The sequence below is a fragment of the Rhizobium sp. 3T7 genome (genome assembly GCF_020166565.1).
Taxonomy (GTDB): Bacteria; Pseudomonadota; Alphaproteobacteria; order Rhizobiales; family Rhizobiaceae; genus Rhizobium.
In genome coordinates, this window is sequence record NZ_JAIQXS010000003.1 from 30,054 (window position 1) to 46,097 (window position 16,044).

20 protein-coding genes and 1 other RNA gene are annotated in these 16,044 nt (G+C 60.6%); 8 read left to right on the forward strand and 13 right to left on the reverse strand.

Translation table 11 applies throughout. The features are described from left to right. Window positions 1-3: 3 nt before the first annotated feature. The 3 genes from K9B32_RS05310 to K9B32_RS05320 all read right to left on the reverse strand — a co-directional run bounded on the left by K9B32_RS05310 (window position 4) and on the right by K9B32_RS05320 (window position 2,161). On the reverse strand, window positions 4-471 hold the full coding sequence (locus K9B32_RS05310; RefSeq protein ID WP_224561296.1) for a group III truncated hemoglobin: 468 nt from the start codon (window positions 469-471) through the stop codon (window positions 4-6). A gap of 274 nt (window positions 472-745) precedes the next feature. Then, complete coding sequence (locus K9B32_RS05315) at window positions 746-1,219, reverse strand: hypothetical protein (RefSeq protein WP_224560873.1); 474 nt, start codon at window positions 1,217-1,219, stop codon at window positions 746-748. A gap of 228 nt (window positions 1,220-1,447) precedes the next feature. Beyond that, window positions 1,448-2,161 (reverse strand): LssY C-terminal domain-containing protein, encoded by a 714-nt coding sequence (locus K9B32_RS05320; RefSeq protein ID WP_224560874.1) that lies wholly within the window; start codon window positions 2,159-2,161, stop codon window positions 1,448-1,450. 182 nt (window positions 2,162-2,343) lie between these two features. On the opposite strand from K9B32_RS05320, the gene recF reads away from it, so the two are divergent. From recF to K9B32_RS05335, 3 genes are read left to right on the forward strand one after another with little or no spacing between them, the layout of a single operon-like run. Next, on the forward strand, window positions 2,344-3,468 hold the full coding sequence (gene recF / locus K9B32_RS05325; protein ID WP_224560875.1) for a DNA replication/repair protein RecF: 1,125 nt from the start codon (window positions 2,344-2,346) through the stop codon (window positions 3,466-3,468). Further along, a complete protein-coding gene (locus K9B32_RS05330) occupies window positions 3,465-4,289 on the forward strand; it encodes a molybdopterin-synthase adenylyltransferase MoeB (protein WP_224560876.1) in 825 nt (274 codons plus the stop codon). Before recF ends, K9B32_RS05330 begins: the two co-directional genes overlap by 4 nt. After that, complete coding sequence (locus tag K9B32_RS05335; RefSeq protein WP_224560877.1) at window positions 4,286-4,759, forward strand: GNAT family N-acetyltransferase; 474 nt, start codon at window positions 4,286-4,288, stop codon at window positions 4,757-4,759. Before K9B32_RS05330 ends, K9B32_RS05335 begins: the two co-directional genes overlap by 4 nt. 97 nt (window positions 4,760-4,856) lie before the next feature. Here K9B32_RS05335 and K9B32_RS05340 read toward each other — a convergent pair whose 3' ends face one another. Beyond that, window positions 4,857-5,858, reverse strand: coding sequence for a 2-hydroxyacid dehydrogenase (locus K9B32_RS05340; RefSeq protein ID WP_224560878.1), 1,002 nt, complete (start codon window positions 5,856-5,858; stop codon window positions 4,857-4,859). A gap of 181 nt (window positions 5,859-6,039) precedes the next feature. Here K9B32_RS05340 and K9B32_RS05345 point away from each other — a divergent pair, with 181 nt between their 5' ends. Further along, window positions 6,040-6,579: an SH3 domain-containing protein gene (locus K9B32_RS05345; protein ID WP_224560879.1), complete on the forward strand. Its 540-nt coding sequence runs from the start codon at window positions 6,040-6,042 to the stop codon at window positions 6,577-6,579. Here K9B32_RS05345 and K9B32_RS05350 read toward each other — a convergent pair. From K9B32_RS05350 to K9B32_RS05360, 3 genes are all read right to left on the reverse strand, one after another. After that, a complete protein-coding gene (locus K9B32_RS05350) occupies window positions 6,572-7,564 on the reverse strand; it encodes an adenosine kinase (RefSeq protein WP_224560880.1) in 993 nt (330 codons plus the stop codon). The two genes, K9B32_RS05345 and K9B32_RS05350, sit on opposite strands and share 8 nt — an antisense overlap. Window positions 7,565-8,325: 761 nt before the next feature. Beyond that, window positions 8,326-8,865, reverse strand: coding sequence for a hypothetical protein (locus K9B32_RS05355; RefSeq protein ID WP_224560881.1), 540 nt, complete (start codon window positions 8,863-8,865; stop codon window positions 8,326-8,328). Window positions 8,866-8,916: 51 nt separating this feature from the next. Then, window positions 8,917-9,126, reverse strand: a complete 210-nt coding sequence (locus tag K9B32_RS05360) for a cold-shock protein (protein WP_037083657.1) — start codon at window positions 9,124-9,126, stop codon at window positions 8,917-8,919. 473 nt (window positions 9,127-9,599) lie between these two features. Here K9B32_RS05360 and K9B32_RS05365 point away from each other — a divergent pair, with 473 nt between their 5' ends. Continuing rightward, the gene (locus K9B32_RS05365) at window positions 9,600-10,547 is read left to right on the forward strand and encodes an AEC family transporter (protein WP_224560882.1); all 948 of its coding nucleotides are present in this window, start codon (window positions 9,600-9,602) and stop codon (window positions 10,545-10,547) included. A gap of 61 nt (window positions 10,548-10,608) precedes the next feature. Here K9B32_RS05365 and K9B32_RS05370 read toward each other — a convergent pair whose 3' ends face one another. Further along, on the reverse strand, window positions 10,609-11,184 hold the full coding sequence (locus K9B32_RS05370) for a c-type cytochrome (RefSeq protein ID WP_224560883.1): 576 nt from the start codon (window positions 11,182-11,184) through the stop codon (window positions 10,609-10,611). Between the two features lie 154 nt (window positions 11,185-11,338). Here K9B32_RS05370 and K9B32_RS05375 point away from each other — a divergent pair, with 154 nt between their 5' ends. Both K9B32_RS05375 and K9B32_RS05380 read left to right on the forward strand, forming a co-directional pair. Further along, on the forward strand, window positions 11,339-12,094 hold the full coding sequence (locus K9B32_RS05375) for a 3-deoxy-manno-octulosonate cytidylyltransferase (protein WP_224560884.1): 756 nt from the start codon (window positions 11,339-11,341) through the stop codon (window positions 12,092-12,094). A 10-nt stretch (window positions 12,095-12,104) separates the two neighbouring features. Continuing rightward, window positions 12,105-12,965, forward strand: a complete 861-nt coding sequence (locus tag K9B32_RS05380) for a prephenate dehydratase (RefSeq protein ID WP_007799024.1) — start codon at window positions 12,105-12,107, stop codon at window positions 12,963-12,965. Window positions 12,966-12,992: 27 nt separating this feature from the next. Here K9B32_RS05380 and K9B32_RS05385 read toward each other — a convergent pair whose 3' ends face one another. From K9B32_RS05385 to K9B32_RS05405, 5 genes are all read right to left on the reverse strand, one after another. Continuing rightward, entirely contained in the window at window positions 12,993-13,361 is a 369-nt protein-coding gene (locus K9B32_RS05385) for a VOC family protein (protein WP_224560885.1), read from the reverse strand. Between the two features lie 103 nt (window positions 13,362-13,464). Next, window positions 13,465-13,692 (reverse strand): hypothetical protein, encoded by a 228-nt coding sequence (locus K9B32_RS05390; RefSeq protein WP_224560886.1) that lies wholly within the window; start codon window positions 13,690-13,692, stop codon window positions 13,465-13,467. A 69-nt stretch (window positions 13,693-13,761) separates the two neighbouring features. Then, window positions 13,762-14,445: a helix-turn-helix transcriptional regulator gene (locus tag K9B32_RS05395; RefSeq protein ID WP_224560887.1), complete on the reverse strand. Its 684-nt coding sequence runs from the start codon at window positions 14,443-14,445 to the stop codon at window positions 13,762-13,764. Between the two features lie 25 nt (window positions 14,446-14,470). After that, window positions 14,471-15,433: an NAD(+) diphosphatase gene (gene nudC, locus K9B32_RS05400; RefSeq protein WP_224560888.1), complete on the reverse strand. Its 963-nt coding sequence runs from the start codon at window positions 15,431-15,433 to the stop codon at window positions 14,471-14,473. After that, window positions 15,430-15,840 carry an HIT domain-containing protein gene (locus tag K9B32_RS05405; protein ID WP_224560889.1) on the reverse strand — a complete coding sequence of 137 codons (411 nt, stop codon included), beginning with the start codon at window positions 15,838-15,840 and terminating at the stop codon, window positions 15,430-15,432. Before K9B32_RS05405 ends, nudC begins: the two co-directional genes overlap by 4 nt. Before the next feature lie 88 nt (window positions 15,841-15,928). Here K9B32_RS05405 and ffs point away from each other — a divergent pair. Further along, window positions 15,929-16,025, forward strand: an RNA gene (gene ffs / locus K9B32_RS05410) — signal recognition particle sRNA small type. The last annotated feature ends 19 nt before the right edge of the window (window positions 16,026-16,044 follow it).

A 16,044-nucleotide genomic window follows, 5' to 3' on the forward strand; every position in this document is an offset into this window, starting at 1 on the left:
AGCTTAGGCGGGCTTGCGCTGCGGGTCGTCGAGCGCCGGATTGTAGAACAGCGATAGCGTCAGGCTCCTGGCGATCCGTTCGGCGGTCGCCATGAACCAGGCTTTGGCATCCAGGTTCGGGGCGATATCGCTGAGCGTCTCGGAAAACAGCGCCAGCCATTGCGGGAAGAGATCGGGCGACATGTTCGCAACACCGGTATGCGCCTGCACCGGCTTGCCGCCGTAGGCGCCACTGCGGAACGCGACGGACGACCAGAAGCTCTTCATCTTCTGCATATGCTCGGTCCAACGGCCGGAAAGCCGGGCATCGAACACCGGTCCAAGCGTCGGATGCTGCAGCACGCGGCCATAAAACGTCTCGACCAGCCGATCAATGAACGCTTCGTCGATGCCCATCGCCTTCATTTCGGCTTCGGCGCGCTCGCGAATGGCGGCCACATGCGCTGCACGGCCCTGTATTTCGGTATCCATCATGAACTCCAGCACGTCGCAACCCGCGACCTCGCTCATATAGGCGGTTGACGTCTTAAGATGAAGGCCCTGCGACGCAAGGCAGCATTGCGCGTCAATAGCCGCTTCTGTCTTCGCTTCTGGGATCGTCGACCATCTTCTCGCGATAGATGTCACCCTGCCGCGCCTTCAGCCGCCATGGCCCGGGCCCTCTGCAATGGAATGTCGTAGTCAGGGTCGTCGCGATCGAGCACTGCGGTTACCAAGCTTGGTTCGGGAGTGTCGGGACACTGCCTCAGCCATTTCCCGTCCGGGCCGATGACGCCTGCCGCCCTTTGGCGGCCTTCTGCACCGGCGTCGCACCGCCGATCCAGATGCAGTTCAGCCCCGCCTGGGCGCGGAGCGCAATCTGGAAACATTCGGCAATGCCATACGAGGAAAAGAGTACGGCATAGACGTCGAGATTCGCATATTCCTGGAACACTTCCGGAAACGTAGATTCGATGCAGATAGCGCAGCCGAATCGATAGCCGTCGATAACGTGATCGGTGCGGTGCCCGGAGAGTACCAGCCGCCCAGTTCGCTGTTCGACAAGAACCTCTTGTCGTAGTGAGTGAGAAGTGTCCCGGTGTAGGAGAAGACATAGAGGCTGTTGGTAGCCCTCCGCCAGCCGATGTGCTCCACCGACAACCGCAAAGATGCGAAGATCACCGCACAGGTCGGCGATCGCCCTAAGCTCCGCCTCCTGCTGCCTCCAAATTTCACCCAATCGTCGGGATGCATGATCTGGAACTTCGAATATTCCGAAAGCGCGCCTTCGCAAAAGTTGATGACACGCGCGCCGCTGTGGCCGCGGCTGCTATCGTGCTGCGTATTGTGCTGCCGTTCGCCGCGATATCAGGCGAAACCAAGGTCTGTGCTGCGGAAATCTTCAAGGGCGCACCTCCCGTGATTCGGCCCGTATCCTCCACCGATTTCACGCGGCGTGGAAGCGAGCTTACTGCGTGGTGGCGCCGCGCAGGACGCCGATCAGTGCTTTCCCATCGGTGAAATACGGGTCGCCGCCACCGTTGCGGCCGGTCTTCGTGGCACCGATGCCCGCGATCTCGTAGGTCGACGACAATTGCCCGGCTGTCTGAAGATCGCCGATAGTCAGATCCCGCTCGGCATCGACATCAGGTGCAATGTGATGGGTGATCTGGCCGGTGTCGTGGCTGAAACCGACCCCGCGGTCAAAGCTCGCCGAGCCGAGCCACAGTGGGCGCCCATCTTCACCGGTATTCTTGGTTTCCCAGAAACGGACGTGGTGGCGCTCGTCGGCGCTCTTGCCCACGGCCTTTTCAAACGCCAGATCCTGCTTGCGGCCCTCAAACAGCAATGGGCTCACGGGAGCGTCGAGGTCGGGTCGATCGAGCACGACGCTCAAGCCGATTTCGGCCGATGTCTGCAGCGTGATCTTGTCGGCCGGATCCCATCCTGCCGCTGCGAATGCCCGAAGCACTTCCTCCCTCGAGCCGACAAGCCCCACATTAATGGGGTCGCCGGGAATGTCCTGTTCGGTGGTTGTCACCATTGGACCGAATTCCGCGATGCGGCCGGCATCGCGATGGATCCATATTTCAGGAATGAAGAAATAGGCGACAACCAGATACGCAACCAACAGGGCCGCTACACCGCCAATCGCCGTCCGCGTTCTCGTCAAACGTCTCATCACACACCCCACCACCCGGTCTCGACATTATCATACGATCCTCCTGCGATGCACCTTCTATCGCGTCGATGCCGCGTCCGCATGCACGCTCATGCGCGCATCGGCATCGCTACTGCGTCTCGCACCCTTGCCATCCGCCCCCGTTGCGCTTAGCTCTCGGGCATCACGAATCCGGATGTCGCATGCCGCACAAGGTCTCCCTGTCCCGTCTCAAGCTGACCGACTTTCGCAACTACGCGTCGGTCTCGCTGTCGCTCGACGGTCGGCATGTGGTGTTGACAGGAGACAATGGCGCCGGCAAAACCAATCTGATGGAAGCCGTTTCCCTCCTGTCGCCGGGCCGCGGTTTGCGCCGTGCTACCTATGGCGACATTACCCGCGTCGGCGCGAATGGCGGCTTTTCGATTTTCGCTGAACTCGACGGCATGGAAGGCGAGGTGGAGATCGGTACCGGCGTCGACACCACCGATGATAGCGTCTCCCGGCGTTTGCGCATCAATGCCACGCCGGCAAAGTCGGCTGACGAACTGACCGACCATTTGCGCCTCCTGTGGCTGACGCCCTCGATGGATGGCCTCTTCACCGGCGGCTCGTCCGAGCGCCGCCGTTTTCTCGATCGCTTGGTGCTTTCGCTCGATCCTGCTCACGGCCGTCGGGCCAGCGATTTCGAGCGCGCCATGCGCAGCCGCAACAAGCTGCTCGACGAGCGCCGCTTCGATCCCGCTTGGCTTTCCGGCATCGAACAGCAAATGGCGAGCCTTGGTATTGCCATGGCGATGGCGCGCCAGGAGATGCTCGGCCTTCTCACCCGCCTCATAGAGGAAACGCACGATACCTCCCCGTTTCCGGCTGCGGCACTCGAACTCGCTGGCTTTATGGACGGCCAGTTCTCGCGGCCAGCTGTCGATCTCGAGGACGAGTACGCCGCCATGCTTGCCGAAAGCCGTTATCGCGATGCCGCCGCCGGCCGCACGCTCGACGGCCCGCATCGCGGCGATCTCATCGTCCGCCACCGGCAAAAGCAGATGGAAGCGGCGCGCTGTTCGACCGGCGAGCAAAAGGCGCTGTTGGTGGGGCTGATTCTCGCCCATGCCCGGCTGGTTGCCAATCTCACCGGCCACGCGCCGATCTTGCTGCTCGATGAGATCGCCGCGCATCTTGACGAAGGCAGGCGTGCTGCCCTTTTTGACCTCATCGACGCACTGGGCGGTCAGGCCTTCATGACGGGTACAGACCGCGCGATGTTTTCCGCCCTCGGTGAGCGTGCGCAATTCTTCACCGTTGCCGACGGAAAGGTTTTCGAATGACCGATGTCGCTTCCCCCTTAGCCAAAGGCCGTGTTAGCATCGCGCTTATGGAACCCCTCAGCCCGGAAGAAATCGCGCGATATCAGCGTCATATCCTGCTTCCCGAGATCGGTGGCGCAGGCCAGCAGAAACTAAAAGCCGCCCGTGTGCTGGTCGTCGGCGCCGGTGGGCTGGGAGCGCCGGTCCTGCAATATCTCGCCGCCGCCGGTATCGGCACGCTCGGCATTGCCGATGACGACCGGGTTTCGCTTTCCAACCTGCAACGGCAGGTGATCCACGATTCCGGCACGATCGGCGAGCTGAAGACGGAAAGTGCGGCCTTCGCGATCGCCCGATTGAACCCGCACGTCAATGTGATCCGCTTCGAGGAGCGCTTTTCACCGGAGTCTGCCCGCCGCCATCTCTCGGGTTTCGACCTCCTGATCGATGGCTCGGACAATTTCGATACCCGCTATACTGCAGCCGACGCCGCCGAGACGGCACAAATCCCGTTGGTGACGGGCGCCGTCGGACGCTTCGACGGCTCCGTCACGGTGCTCAAACCCTATGAGAGGGCGCAGGACGGCACGCCGAACCCGACCTATCGCGATCTATTTCCGGAGAAGCCACCGGCTGGTCTGATCCCGGCCTGTGCGGAAACCGGCATCATCGGCGCGCTGACCGGCGTGATTGGCACGCTGATGGCGATGGAGGCAATCAAATTGATTACCGGCACCGGCGAACCGCTAATCGGCCGGCTACTGCTCTACGACGCGCTTGCTGCGCGCTTCGACACGATCCGCTATAGGCGTCGGCGCCCGAGGCAGAGCCAGGCCTCATGAAAATCGTCCGCATCGACGAAGGCTTTCAGCGATGGGATGAGCTGCTGGCACTGATCCTGTCGTCGTTCGCCTATATGAACGACCGCATCGATCCGCCATCCTCTGCCTTGAAGCTCACGCCGGCGACGCTTGCCGACAAGGCGTGCGCCGAAATCGCCTATGCGGCGATGCAAGGCGACACCTTGAGCGGGTGCATCTTCCTGCGGCCGGAGGAGGATTGCCTTTACATCGGTAAGCTGGCGATCGCGCCGGAGTCGCAAGGCCGGGGCGTCGGCCGCCGGCTGCTGGCGGTGGCAGAACAGGCGGCGCAGGACCGCGGTCTCGCGTCGCTGCGGCTCGAGACACGCATCGAGCTCGTCGAAAATCACGACGTCTTCTCGCGCTGGGGATTTGAGAAAGTCGCCGAAAACGCGCATCCCGGCTTCACCAGGGCGACCTCGATCGAGATGAGCAAGCCGGTCTCGGTCTAAAGCAATTCCAGGAAAAGGGCGGCTCGGTTTTCCGTCCAGAATTGCGTAAAAACAATGGGATAATCAGTTCAGTGATTCCGCGAAGCACTGAACTGCTTTAGCGGCCGGGCAGCACGCGGTTCGGCGGACGATGGCCGTCGATGAAAGTGCGGATATTGATGATCACCTTGTCGCCCATGTCGATGCGGCCTTCGATCGTCGCCGAACTCATGTGCGGCAAAAGTACGACCTTGCCCTCGTTGGCAAGCTTGATCAGCTTCGGATTGACCGCCGGCTCATTCTCGAACACGTCGAGACCAGCGCCTGCCAGCTTGCCCTCCCGCAGGCTCTTGATCAGCGCCGCCTCATCGACCACGTCGCCGCGGGCAGTGTTGACGAGGTAGGCCGTCGGCTGCAGCAGCGCCAGACGGCGCGCCGATAGCAGATGAAAGGTCGCCGGTGTTGACGGGCAGTTGACCGAGACGATGTCGACGCGTGCCAGCATCTGGTCGAGGCTCTCCCAATAGGTTGCCTCCAACTCGTCCTCCGTTGCCGGGTTGACCCGCTTGCGGTTGTGGTAGTGGATTGAGAGTCCGAAAGCCTTGGCGCGGCGGGCGACGGCGCTGCCGATCCGGCCCATGCCGACGATGCCGATGCGTTTGCCATGGATGCGCCGCCCGAGCATCCATGTCGGTGACCATCCAGCCCATTCACCCGGCTGATCGGTCAGCACGCGCGCACCTTCCCCCAGCCGGCGCGGCACGGCGAGGATAAGCGCCATTGTCATGTCGGCCGTGTCCTCGGTCAGCACGTTCGGCGTGTTGGTAACCGTGATACCCTTGCGAGCTGCCGCCTCCACGTCGATGTGGTCGGTGCCGTTCGAGAAGCTGGCAATCAGCTTCAGCTGCGGTCCGGCCTCCTCGATCAGGGCTGCGTCGATCCGGTCGGTGACCGTCGGAACCAGTACATCGGCGCTTTTGACGGCAGCAATCAACTCGGCTTTGGAGCGCGGCGCATCGTCGATATTGAGTTCCGCGTCGAAGAGTTCGCGCATGCGCGTTTCGACCGCATCGGGCAGCTTCCGCGTGATGTAGACCTTCGGTTTTTTCTTCGTCGTCATGTGCGCTGGCGCTAACTTGTTCAGAGGTCCTTAACCAAGACGCGGGATAATTTTCCCGTTCCGGGCAATTTCTACCAGACCCGCGCGCGAAGACAAACAAAACTCGTCCAGCGTGCGTAGGAATGTCGAATTCCCGGAATCAGGCAGCAGTCCTGCCCTCCTCTGAGCAAACGGAAGCCCCATGCATAGCAAAGTCCTGAAATCTTGCCTCGCCCTTGCGATCGGTTTCGTACTTTCGGCGGGAACTGCTGAAATGGCCACCGCACAGGCGGCAAAGGGACCGAGCGGCCTGCCGCTGCCGCGTTTCGTCACGCTCAAGTCCAAGCGCGTCAACCTGCGCATTGGCCCCGGCACGGACTATGCCGCCGCGTGGATGTATCTGAAGGCCGGCCTGCCGGTCGAGATCATCCAGGAATACGATAACTGGCGTCAGATCCGCGATGCGGACGGCACCGAGGGTTGGGTCAACCAATCGTTGCTGTCGGGTTCGCGTGCGGCGATCGCTGCCCCGTGGATGAAAGGCAAGGGCAAGTCCGTCTACGTCAACATGCGCCGCGACGCCCTGCCGTCGGCAAGCGTCGTTGCCAAGCTGGAGCCCGGCGTCATGATGAACATCGGTGAATGCAATGGCGACTGGTGCTTCGCCAAAACCGACGGCGCCGAAGGCTGGGTGGCGCAGTCGGAAATCTGGGGCGCTTATCCGGGCGAAGCCTTTAAATAAGGTTCGCCTGCTTGCCGGCCTCGGCTAGAGACTTCATCGGACGCGGGCCGATCTGCTGGATCACGATGCCGGCCGCAAGGCAGCCGAGCTTGCCGCAGTCTTCCAGCGTCCGGCCCTGCGTGTAGCCATAGAGGAAGCCGGCAGCGAACAAATCGCCTGCGCCGGTCGTATCCACCAATTCCTTGATCTTGATCGCATCCACATAGAAGCGATCGTTGCCCTTCAGGATCACCGCGCCGTTCTCGCTCATCGTCACGGCTGCGATCTTGCAGTCCTTGGAGATGCTGTTCAGCGCTTCTTCGAAGTCGTCGGTTTCGTAGAGCGCCAGCGCTTCCTGGCGATTGGCGAAGACGATATCGATGGTGCCGGAGCGCATCAGGTCGAGGAATTCGCCGCGATAGCGATCAACGCAGAAGCTGTCGGAGAGCGTCATCGACATCTCGCGGCCGTTCTCATGAGCGATGCGGGCGCATTCACGGATCGCTTCCTTGGCGCGCGGCGGATCCCAGAGGTATCCTTCGAAATAGGTGACCTTGGACTGGGCAACCACGTCGGCCTCGACGTCCTCAGGCCCGAGTTCGACGCAGGCGCCGAGGTAGGTGTTCATCGAGCGCTCGCCGTCGTCGGTGACGAAGATCATCGAGCGCGCGGTCGGCGGGAATGTCCCCTTCGGCTGCGTCTGATAGTGAACGCCCTGTGCGCGGATGTCGTGGGCGAAGATCGCGCCAAGCTGGTCTTCCGCGACCTTGCCGAAATAGGCCGCTTTGCCACCGAAGCTCGCGACGCCAGCTGCCGTGTTGCCAGCGCTGCCGCCGGAGGCTTCCACCGCTGGTCCCATGCGCGCATAGAGAAGTTCGGCGCGCTCGGCGTCGATGAGATTCATCGCCGCCTTGGTGATCTCGTTGTTAATGAGGAACTGGTCGTCGCAACGCGCGATGATATCGACGATAGCGTTGCCGACAGTCAGAACATCGAATTTGGTCATGAAAGGGAAGGTCCCGGTTTTGGTGATAGCCGGTGACCGGTCTTAGCGAATTTTTGCCGCATGGGAAGCGGAAATGCCGCTTCGAGCGTCCATCCTGTCACAAAATCCGCCCCTGCCGATGCAACGAACCCTCCGTGGCATTGTAGTGGTTCGGCGAGAGGTTATTCAGGCGACCGCGGCATAGATGAGGTCGGGGAGGGACCACAAGCCACTCGTTCTTGCGCAAGGCGGACACATCGAGCCTGCCACGTCGATCGCGGCGGACAACGCCGACGAAGCGATAGCGGCTGCCTCGAACGTCGATCACGCGAGCTGGGATCGGCCTGCCGTCGATATGGCCGATAACCGGTCCGTCGGACCGCGAGCCGTTGAGGAAAAAATACTCATGAGGGAGGCTCCTGCTCACCATCCTAGTTGCCTTTCGTCGCTTGGTCGCGCGCCCGGTGCAAACTCGTTGTGGACGCGCTTCTCATCGTCGAGGTTGGCCTTCTCCAAAGGAACGTCGCTTTTTGATGGCGGCCTGGGAAAAAGCCGGCGTGTTTTCTTGATCTCCACGACAAATGGCTTCTTTTGGCGACGCATGTACGGTTCCTGCTGGTTGGCAAACGGCGATGTGAAGATGCCGTCGACCGTTGACCGACGTTCGCCACGTCCCGTCATAAGGATGGGGACCAAGCCATAGTCATGCCATTCGGACGCCGGGCACCCGGAATTAAGATCTCATATGACCTGAAACGGCTGCATGGCCTGTGGCGGGCGATCTAGTGCTCGATCTGCTGCTCTGCCACAGCGCTGGCGATAATCTGATCGGAGCCCTTTGCATAGAGCGGAAGTGTCAGGGTAATCGCTTCGCTGCGCCCGTTGATGGTGGCGGTATAACGCTTATAGACGCGATCCTGCCCTTGCTCTTGACCTGCCGAGATAGCGTTCGCCTTCTCGACCAAGGCCTTCTCGAAGACGGCTGCGTCGACGTCGCCCAATGCGACCGTGCAGCCTTCGACGATCTTGCCGCCGACCTCCGCCCGTGAGATCACAAGCGCTCGAAAGCTCTCAGCTTCGCCACCACTGACGATCCATCCTTCCAGCGTCTCCGGGTTTTCCATCGGTGTGAAAGTCAGCGCCAGGTCCTGTGCCATTGAAGGCCATTCGCCTGCCTTCGCACGCTCGGACGTGCGCTCGAAATCTGGACCGGAGGAAACGCAGCTGTCGTAGAAAAACGCAAGTTTGGAGCTCGCATCATCGGCAAATGACGGTCCGGTAGCCGCAAGCACGAAGAGGCCGACAGTCAAGCTACGCTTCATATTGTCTCCGCACGTCAAAGCCAGTGCGGCCTTTCGGCCGCACTGATCATTTCAAAGCTGCCGGATATTATCGGCAGAGGTTCTGCCGGTCCGACGATCCTGCGCCACTTCGAACGCTATGTTCATGCCTTCCTTCACGGCGTCGATTCCACCTCTTTGAGCGGCCGTGATGTGCAAGAAAATGTCGGTGCCTCCGTCATCCGGCGTGATGAACCCAAAGCCCTTGTCCTGGTTGAACCACTTGACTTTACCTGTTGGCAAAATTTACCCCCATGTTGGTCTCCCCAGCCGATATGGGACATCGCACGATTTTGCCGGCCGGCACAAGAGCCGTTGACAACAGGGATGTGGTGGCCGGCCGCGCCGGCAACATTTCATGCGTCGATCAGCGTTGTGCCTTTGGTGGGAAGCAGTCGCTTTGCGCCGCCGACTTCTTCGAAAAAAATGCGCCCTGATGTCATCCCCGTGTCATTTTCCGTCCCTATAAAATCCTCAACGAGATTGGCATGAGCGGCTTGCAGGCCGCAGCCAATGAAGAAGGGATGATGCCCTTCGACGATACCGGAGCGACGCTGACCACGGATGGACTGGCAGTATCGCGAACCGGCTGTCCGGCAAGACCGGATGCGAAAAGCGGGCGAGGCCCGCTTTTTTTGTTTTTGTGACAAGCGTGTTTGTCATCCCGTCCGATTTGCTGCTACGCATAATCATCTCTCGCAAGGCAGCCGCATTGAATGTCAGCCATCATTTTCGACGTCCTTCCCATCTTCATCATGATCCTTATCGGTTGGTTGACCGTGAAATTGCGGCTGATGAAGGCGGAGATCGGCGATGCGCTGAGCGAATTCGTCTTCAAGATCGCCGTGCCGCTATTGTTGTTCCGCACGATCGCCGAGGCCGATTTTCACGGTGCTTCGCCGTTCCGCCTCTGGATCGCCTATTTCGCCGGTGTTGCAGTGACATGGGTCGCGGCCCATATCGCCGCGACGCGTTTCTTCGGGCGCGATGACCGCATTGGCGTGCTCGCCGGCGTGTCGTCAGCCTTCGCCAACACAATCTTCATCGGCCTACCGCTCGTCCAGCGAACGGTAGGCGACAAGGGCCTCGTGCCGCTCTCCATCTTGATCGCGGTCCATCTGCCTGTGATGATGATCATCGGGACCATCATGATGGAGCGCGCCGAACACAAGATCGCCGGCAAACAGGAGCGCAGTATCGCCAAAGTGGTGCGCCAGATCGCTCAGAATCTCCTCAGAAACCCGCTGGTGATCGGCCTAGCCGGGGGTGCTGCGATGCATCTTGTAGGCCTCACCATGCCGGGACCCGTGGAATCCATCGTCGATCAGATTGCCGGCGTCGCCGGGCCGGTTGCGCTGATCTCACTCGGTATGGCACTCGAAAGATACGGACTATCCGGCAACGCGGGCATCGCCAGCGTCACCTCTGCCTTCAAGCTGCTGCTGTTGCCCGCCTGCGTCTGGACGGCCAGCCATCTGGTCGGGCTCGACAGCGACTGGACGGCCGCCCTTGTGCTGATTTCGTCCGTTCCGACGGGCGTCAACGCATGGCTGATCGCCAATCGTTTCGGCGTCGGCCACAGCCTAGCGGCATCGACGATCACGCTGACGACGGCGCTTGGTGCCATCTCCGTATCGTTCTGGGCGTTCTTGCTGGGCGCCTAGCGCAAAGAAAAAGCCCGGCCTGGGGCCGGGCTTCAATCTTCCTTCTGGAACCGAGTAGCACTTACTGCGTCGCGCTATCCGGTGCGTTTGCATCGGGAAGCGGAACCGGCGAATCGGCCAGAGTGTGAAGGTAGAGGATGACGTTGGCGCGATCCGTGTCCTTCGGAAGCCCCGCAAAGCCCATTGCCGTGCCGGCAACATACTTCTTGGGCGCTGCCAGGAAGTGGTTCAGATGGTCGAAAGTCCACTTCTCGCTGCCGCCCTTGGAGAAGTCCTTCATAGCTGACGAATAGGCAAAGCCCTCGTGTGTGGCGATTGGACGATCGACGAGACCATAAAGGCCCGGGCCAACTTTGTTTGGCCCCCCCTTGGTCGCGTCATGACAGGCCTGACACTTCTTGAATACAGTCTCACCGGCCTTGGCGTCCGCTTTCGCAAGCAGCTGCGCGATCGGAACGGCTACAGCCGGTGCGGCCTCGCCGCCACCAGAGGCGGGGGCCTCTTCGGCGACGATCGCGAAACCTTCCTTCTCGGGCTTTTCCGAATGAAAGATCCCCTCCGACGCGATGGAGATAGACATCAGGACGAAAACCGTCCCGAGCAGTGCCCCCACCGCCGTATTCACGTATGAATTCATCTGCAATGCTCCCCTTGCAGCCGGCAGACATAAAACCGGACCATCTTGAAATCGCGCGGAACCTATGTCTTTTGGCTATTCGTTGCAACAGTCTAAATGGGCTGCTGCGTGAGACTTTTTGACACCTTTCCGCCCGGATTAGAAGGCCCGAACAATGACCAGTCCAAATTTAGATGACGTGCTCGTGCTGATCCCGGCCCGCATGGCGTCGACCCGTCTTCCGGGCAAACCGCTTGCCGATATTTGCGGCCTGCCGATGATTGTTCAGGTGGCCCTGCGTGCCAGGGAGGCGGCAATCGGTCGTGTTGTCGTCGCGGTTGACGATCAGCAGGTCTACAATGTCGTCGCCGAGGCGGGCTTCGACGTCATCATGACAAGCAAGGATCATCAGTCCGGTTCGGATCGTATCTATGAAGCTCTCATAAAGGTGGATCCGGAAGGGAAGGCCAAGTTCGTCGTCAACGTGCAGGGCGACTTGCCGACGATCGAACCGGAAACCGTTCGTGCCGCGCTGCGCCCGCTGGAGGATCCGAGCGTCGACATCGCAACACTCACGATCGCGATCGATAACGAGGCAGACAAGACGGCGCCGCATATCGTCAAGGTCGTCGGCTCACCGCTCTCCGAAAGCCGTCTGAAGGCTCTCTACTTCACGCGCGCGACAGCACCCTACGGCGATGGACCACTCTATCACCATATCGGCCTCTATGCTTACCGCCGGTCGGCCCTAGAGCGTTTCGTCACGCTTGGACCATCGACGCTGGAAAAGCGCGAGTCGCTCGAACAGCTGCGTGCTCTGGAGGCCGGAATGCGCATCGATGTCGAGATCGTTGACACGGTTCCGCTCGGTGTCGATACTCCCGCCGACCTTGAAAAGGCGCGGCACATTCTCTCCGCAAGATCGAAGTGACGGATTTTCCATGAATATCAAGACCAACAGGATCGCCTTTCAGGGTGAATTCGGCGCGAACTCCGACATGGCGTGCCGCGACATGTTTCCGACCATGGAACCGCTGCCATGCCAGACGTTCGAGGATGCATTCGTGGCGGTTGAGAATGGCGATGCCGATATCGGGATGATCCCGATCGAGAACACGATCGCTGGTCGCGTTGCCGATATCCATCACCTTCTGCCGGAGTCCCGCCTGCACATCATCGGCGAGTATTTCATGCCGATCCGCTTCCAGCTGATGGTGCTTCCCGGCGTCACCAAGGATGAGATCCGCACGGTTCACAGTCATATCCATGCGCTCGGCCAGTGCCGCAAGATCGTTCGCTCGCACGGCTGGAAGCCAGTGATCGCCGGCGACACCGCGGGCGCCGCAAAGCTCGTCCAGGAGACCGGAGACCGCTCGATGGCGGCGCTCGCGCCGCGTCTTGCTGCGGATCTCTATGGCCTCGACATCGTGGCCGAGAACGTCGAGGACACCGAAAACAATGTCACCCGCTTCGTCGTCCTCTCGCGCGACGAGGAATGGGCGCATCGCAACTCGGACGAAGAGAAGCTTGTCACCACGTTCGTCTTCAACGTCCGCAACATCCCGGCCGCGCTCTACAAGGCGCTCGGCGGCTTTGCGACGAACAACATCAACATGACCAAACTGGAGAGCTATCAGCTCGGTGGCAAGTTTGTCGCGACGCAGTTCTATGCCGACATCGAAGGACATCCGAACGATCCAAACGTCCGGCGCGCACTGGAGGAACTGCGCTTTTTCTCCGAGAAGGTCCGCATCCTGGGCGTCTACAGGGGCCATCCGATGCGGGGCCAGCTACAAAAATGAAGGGGCGCCTGCGGGCGCCTTTTTTGTTTACTTATCTGGCTCACACACACGCAAGCGATGGCCGTCCGGGTCGAGAACGACGAAGGTCGGACCGAAATCCATGTCTGTTAGATCCTGCGCGATGGGCAGCTGGCGTTTGCGCCAGTCCTCGTAAAGCGTGGACACGCCGTTCTCTCCGGGAACCATGAAGGCGATCTCGGCACGGCTGCCGGTGGCGGACGGCTGCGGCGTAACCTTGCTCAGGCGCCAGAGGCCGAGCGTGAAGCCGCCGTCGAGTGCGAAAGCGACGAAGTTCGGGGCTTCGGCCACCGGCTCGCGGTTGAGCAGGGACTTGTAGAAATTAGTGCTTTCGGCAGGGTCCTTGACGTAGAGAATGATAAGGTTCGGGCTATTCATCGGGTGATCCTCGTCGTGAGATGATGGCAGGCGAAGAAACGCCGCTGCACTCATCGGCAGCGGCGGCGGTCGGTTATGCGTTTTGGGAGTTCGTTCTTGCAGTCTATCCTTCGTGGCAGGGGCGACCCCAGTCCACGAAACCGAGATCGCGTTTCATCGTCTCGGACAACGCTTCCGGATCGAGCCGTGGATACTTGCTCCGCGCCATCTGGCGCGACGCGTTTAGCATCATGCGAAGGAGCGTGGATTGCGGGTATCCTGCATGGTCGGGGCTGTCCTCGACCGGATCAATTCCACGCGTCGATCGGGAGAGTTTCGAGCTCGTCATCATCGGTCCTCCTGTTGGATTGGTACCGATAGTAGCGCTGACCACTGTCAGTTTATGGCAGTAGCATCGAGTTCAGTGCGCAATTTCCTGCTGGTCTCGCCATTCCTTCAGAAGCACCGCGCGTCGGCGCGGATAACGCCCGTCCTGCGGGGTCATCTCGACGATTCGGTCGGTGCGGAAGTGACGGTAATCCTGACGCAATTCGCACCAGGCGACAACAACGCGCACCTGTTCGAAATAGCTCAGCGCGAAAGGCCAGATATTGCGGACGGAGACGGTGCCGCTCTCGTCGGAATAAGTCAGCGTGAGGATGCGTTCACTGCGGATTGCCTTGCGAATGGCGCCGAGGTCGGCCTTGTCGGCGACGGGCGGCTTTAGGTGGACGAGCAGCGTCGATGTTTCGATTTCGTCGCGCATCTCTTGCGGTAGCACATCCCCGATCTTGGCCAGCGCGTCTGCACCGGCAGCGGCAAGCCGCGGATCTGCAGCACGCGCGACCCATCGCGAACCGAGAACGAGCGCCTCGATCTCGTCCTGTGAAAACATCATCGGTGGCAGCATGAAGCCCGGCTTAAGTACATAGCCGAGGCCCGGCTCTCCTTCGATCAAAGCGCCCTGCGCCTGCAGGCTCGAAATGTCCCGGTAAAGTGTGCGGATGCTGACGCCGGTCTCCGTTGCGAGCACGGCACCACTGACCGGGCGGCGATAGCGTCGCAGGGTTTGCAGCAGCGTCAAAAGGCGTTCGGAGCGCGCCATGTCATTGGCCTTATTCTATCTGGCCTCATTGCCTCTTCCACTCCACCCAGTCGCGCATCAGCCGGTGGGCGATTGCCCCCTTGGGGGGCGGTGCCTTGCCGGTTACGCTGGGGCGCTCGAGCATCTCCAGCGTTTCCTCGCGCGTGAACCAACGGCAGTCTTCCAGCTCCTGGCTGTCGAACTTGACGTCCTTGGACTTGGCTTCGGCGTAGCAGCCGATCATCAGTGTATGCGGCATCGGCCAAGGCTGCGAGGCGTGATAGCGGATTCTTCCCGTATGAATTCCGGATTCTTCCAGTGTCTCGCGTCGCACGGCGTTCTCGATCGTCTCGCCTGGCTCCACGAAACCGGCGAGACAGGAATACATGCCCGGCGCAAAATGAGGGCTGCGGCCAAGAAGGCAGAGATCGCGCTCCTCGTCGATGACAAGCATGATCACGACGGGATCTGTGCGCGGGAAGATTTCGTGTCCGCAGGCAGCGCAGACGCGCTTGTAGCCGCCGATATGGATCTCCATGGTCGAGCCGCAGCGGCCGCAGAACTTGTTGTCCCGGTTCCAGCGGATAAGGCTTGCTCCCTGGGCGAACTCACCGAGCAGGACTTCGTCGATCAGCATTTCGCGGAACAGCGAACGCCCATCCGAGGGCTTGTAATGGCTGGTGAGCTCCTCTTCCGGCACACCCACCGGCACGGCGAGACGCGGTTCCCCGGTCTTGCGATAGCCGAGCAGCACTGTTTCGTCCCAGTTCGGCTGCAGGTCCTTCAGTTCATAGCGTGCAAACAGCGGATCGAGCACCTGCCCGTCATGTTTGAGGACCAGCTTGTCGCCGGCGAAGGCGAAGATATGCGTCCCTTCCTTGGCCAGGGCCTTGTCGACCGACGTCTCGTCGCGATGTTCGGAATCGCGGATCAGGTCGTTGGCAGCAAAGGCAGTCAGGCTGCTGGGTTCCGGATGCGGAACATCCGAATCGAAAAGCGAACGGCTCATGATGAAAGGGCTTCCCGCAACTTCTCTATAAGGTCATCTCTCTTATCCGCCGCATAAGGTTCCGCCTTGCCAAAGCCCCAAACCGGATTTGGCCAATTGGCATCGCCTTCGAAGCGGGCAATGACGTGAACATGAAGCTGGCGGACGATGTTGCCAAGAGCCCCGATATTGATTTTTGTGGCGCCGGTCGTCTTCTTCAGTGCGGCGGCGACCATCTCGGTCTCGAACGTCAGCAACACCTGATCGAGTGGGGTCAACTCGAACACTTCGGTGACCTCGGTCCTCCGCGGCACGAGGATCAGCCACGGCCAGCGGGCATCCTTCGACAGCCGGAGATCGCACAGCCCCGTCTGCATGACGCTGTCGCTGTCGCTTTCCAACCGACGGTCGAGCTTGAAATCATCCAACAGGCATTCCTCCATGTTTTCTGGAGGCTAGCAGTTTTTTTTGAGCTTGGCTTGCTTTTGATGGCGATATTGCCGATATGTGCATCCGGGAGGTTGGTGGTGGACGAGCCACTCGCCAACCGGGTCAGGTCCGGAAGGAAGCAGCCCTAACGAGCCCGGCACGGGTCATCGTGCCAGCCTCCCACCCTTCTCTCCATCCTTTGC

Bases quoted from the DNA above. Each gene is read 5' to 3' on its own strand.
- K9B32_RS05310 (WP_224561296.1), bottom strand. From the start codon at position 471: ATGGATACCGAAATACAGGGCCGTGCAGCGCATGTGGCCGCCATTCGC.
- K9B32_RS05320 (WP_224560874.1), bottom strand. From the start codon at position 2,161: ATGAGACGTTTGACGAGAACGCGGACGGCGATTGGCGGTGTAGCGGCC.
- recF (WP_224560875.1), top strand. From the start codon at position 2,344: ATGCCGCACAAGGTCTCCCTGTCCCGTCTCAAGCTGACCGACTTTCGC.
- K9B32_RS05330 (WP_224560876.1), top strand. From the start codon at position 3,465: ATGACCGATGTCGCTTCCCCCTTAGCCAAAGGCCGTGTTAGCATCGCG.
- K9B32_RS05335 (WP_224560877.1), top strand. From the start codon at position 4,286: ATGAAAATCGTCCGCATCGACGAAGGCTTTCAGCGATGGGATGAGCTG.
- K9B32_RS05340 (WP_224560878.1), bottom strand. From the start codon at position 5,858: ATGACGACGAAGAAAAAACCGAAGGTCTACATCACGCGGAAGCTGCCC.
- K9B32_RS05345 (WP_224560879.1), top strand. From the start codon at position 6,040: ATGCATAGCAAAGTCCTGAAATCTTGCCTCGCCCTTGCGATCGGTTTC.
- K9B32_RS05350 (WP_224560880.1), bottom strand. From the start codon at position 7,564: ATGACCAAATTCGATGTTCTGACTGTCGGCAACGCTATCGTCGATATC.
- K9B32_RS05355 (WP_224560881.1), bottom strand. From the start codon at position 8,865: ATGAAGCGTAGCTTGACTGTCGGCCTCTTCGTGCTTGCGGCTACCGGA.
- K9B32_RS05365 (WP_224560882.1), top strand. From the start codon at position 9,600: ATGTCAGCCATCATTTTCGACGTCCTTCCCATCTTCATCATGATCCTT.
- K9B32_RS05370 (WP_224560883.1), bottom strand. From the start codon at position 11,184: ATGAATTCATACGTGAATACGGCGGTGGGGGCACTGCTCGGGACGGTT.
- K9B32_RS05375 (WP_224560884.1), top strand. From the start codon at position 11,339: ATGACCAGTCCAAATTTAGATGACGTGCTCGTGCTGATCCCGGCCCGC.
- K9B32_RS05380 (WP_007799024.1), top strand. From the start codon at position 12,105: ATGAATATCAAGACCAACAGGATCGCCTTTCAGGGTGAATTCGGCGCG.
- K9B32_RS05385 (WP_224560885.1), bottom strand. From the start codon at position 13,361: ATGAATAGCCCGAACCTTATCATTCTCTACGTCAAGGACCCTGCCGAA.
- K9B32_RS05390 (WP_224560886.1), bottom strand. From the start codon at position 13,692: ATGATGACGAGCTCGAAACTCTCCCGATCGACGCGTGGAATTGATCCG.
- K9B32_RS05395 (WP_224560887.1), bottom strand. From the start codon at position 14,445: ATGGCGCGCTCCGAACGCCTTTTGACGCTGCTGCAAACCCTGCGACGC.
- nudC (WP_224560888.1), bottom strand. From the start codon at position 15,433: ATGAGCCGTTCGCTTTTCGATTCGGATGTTCCGCATCCGGAACCCAGC.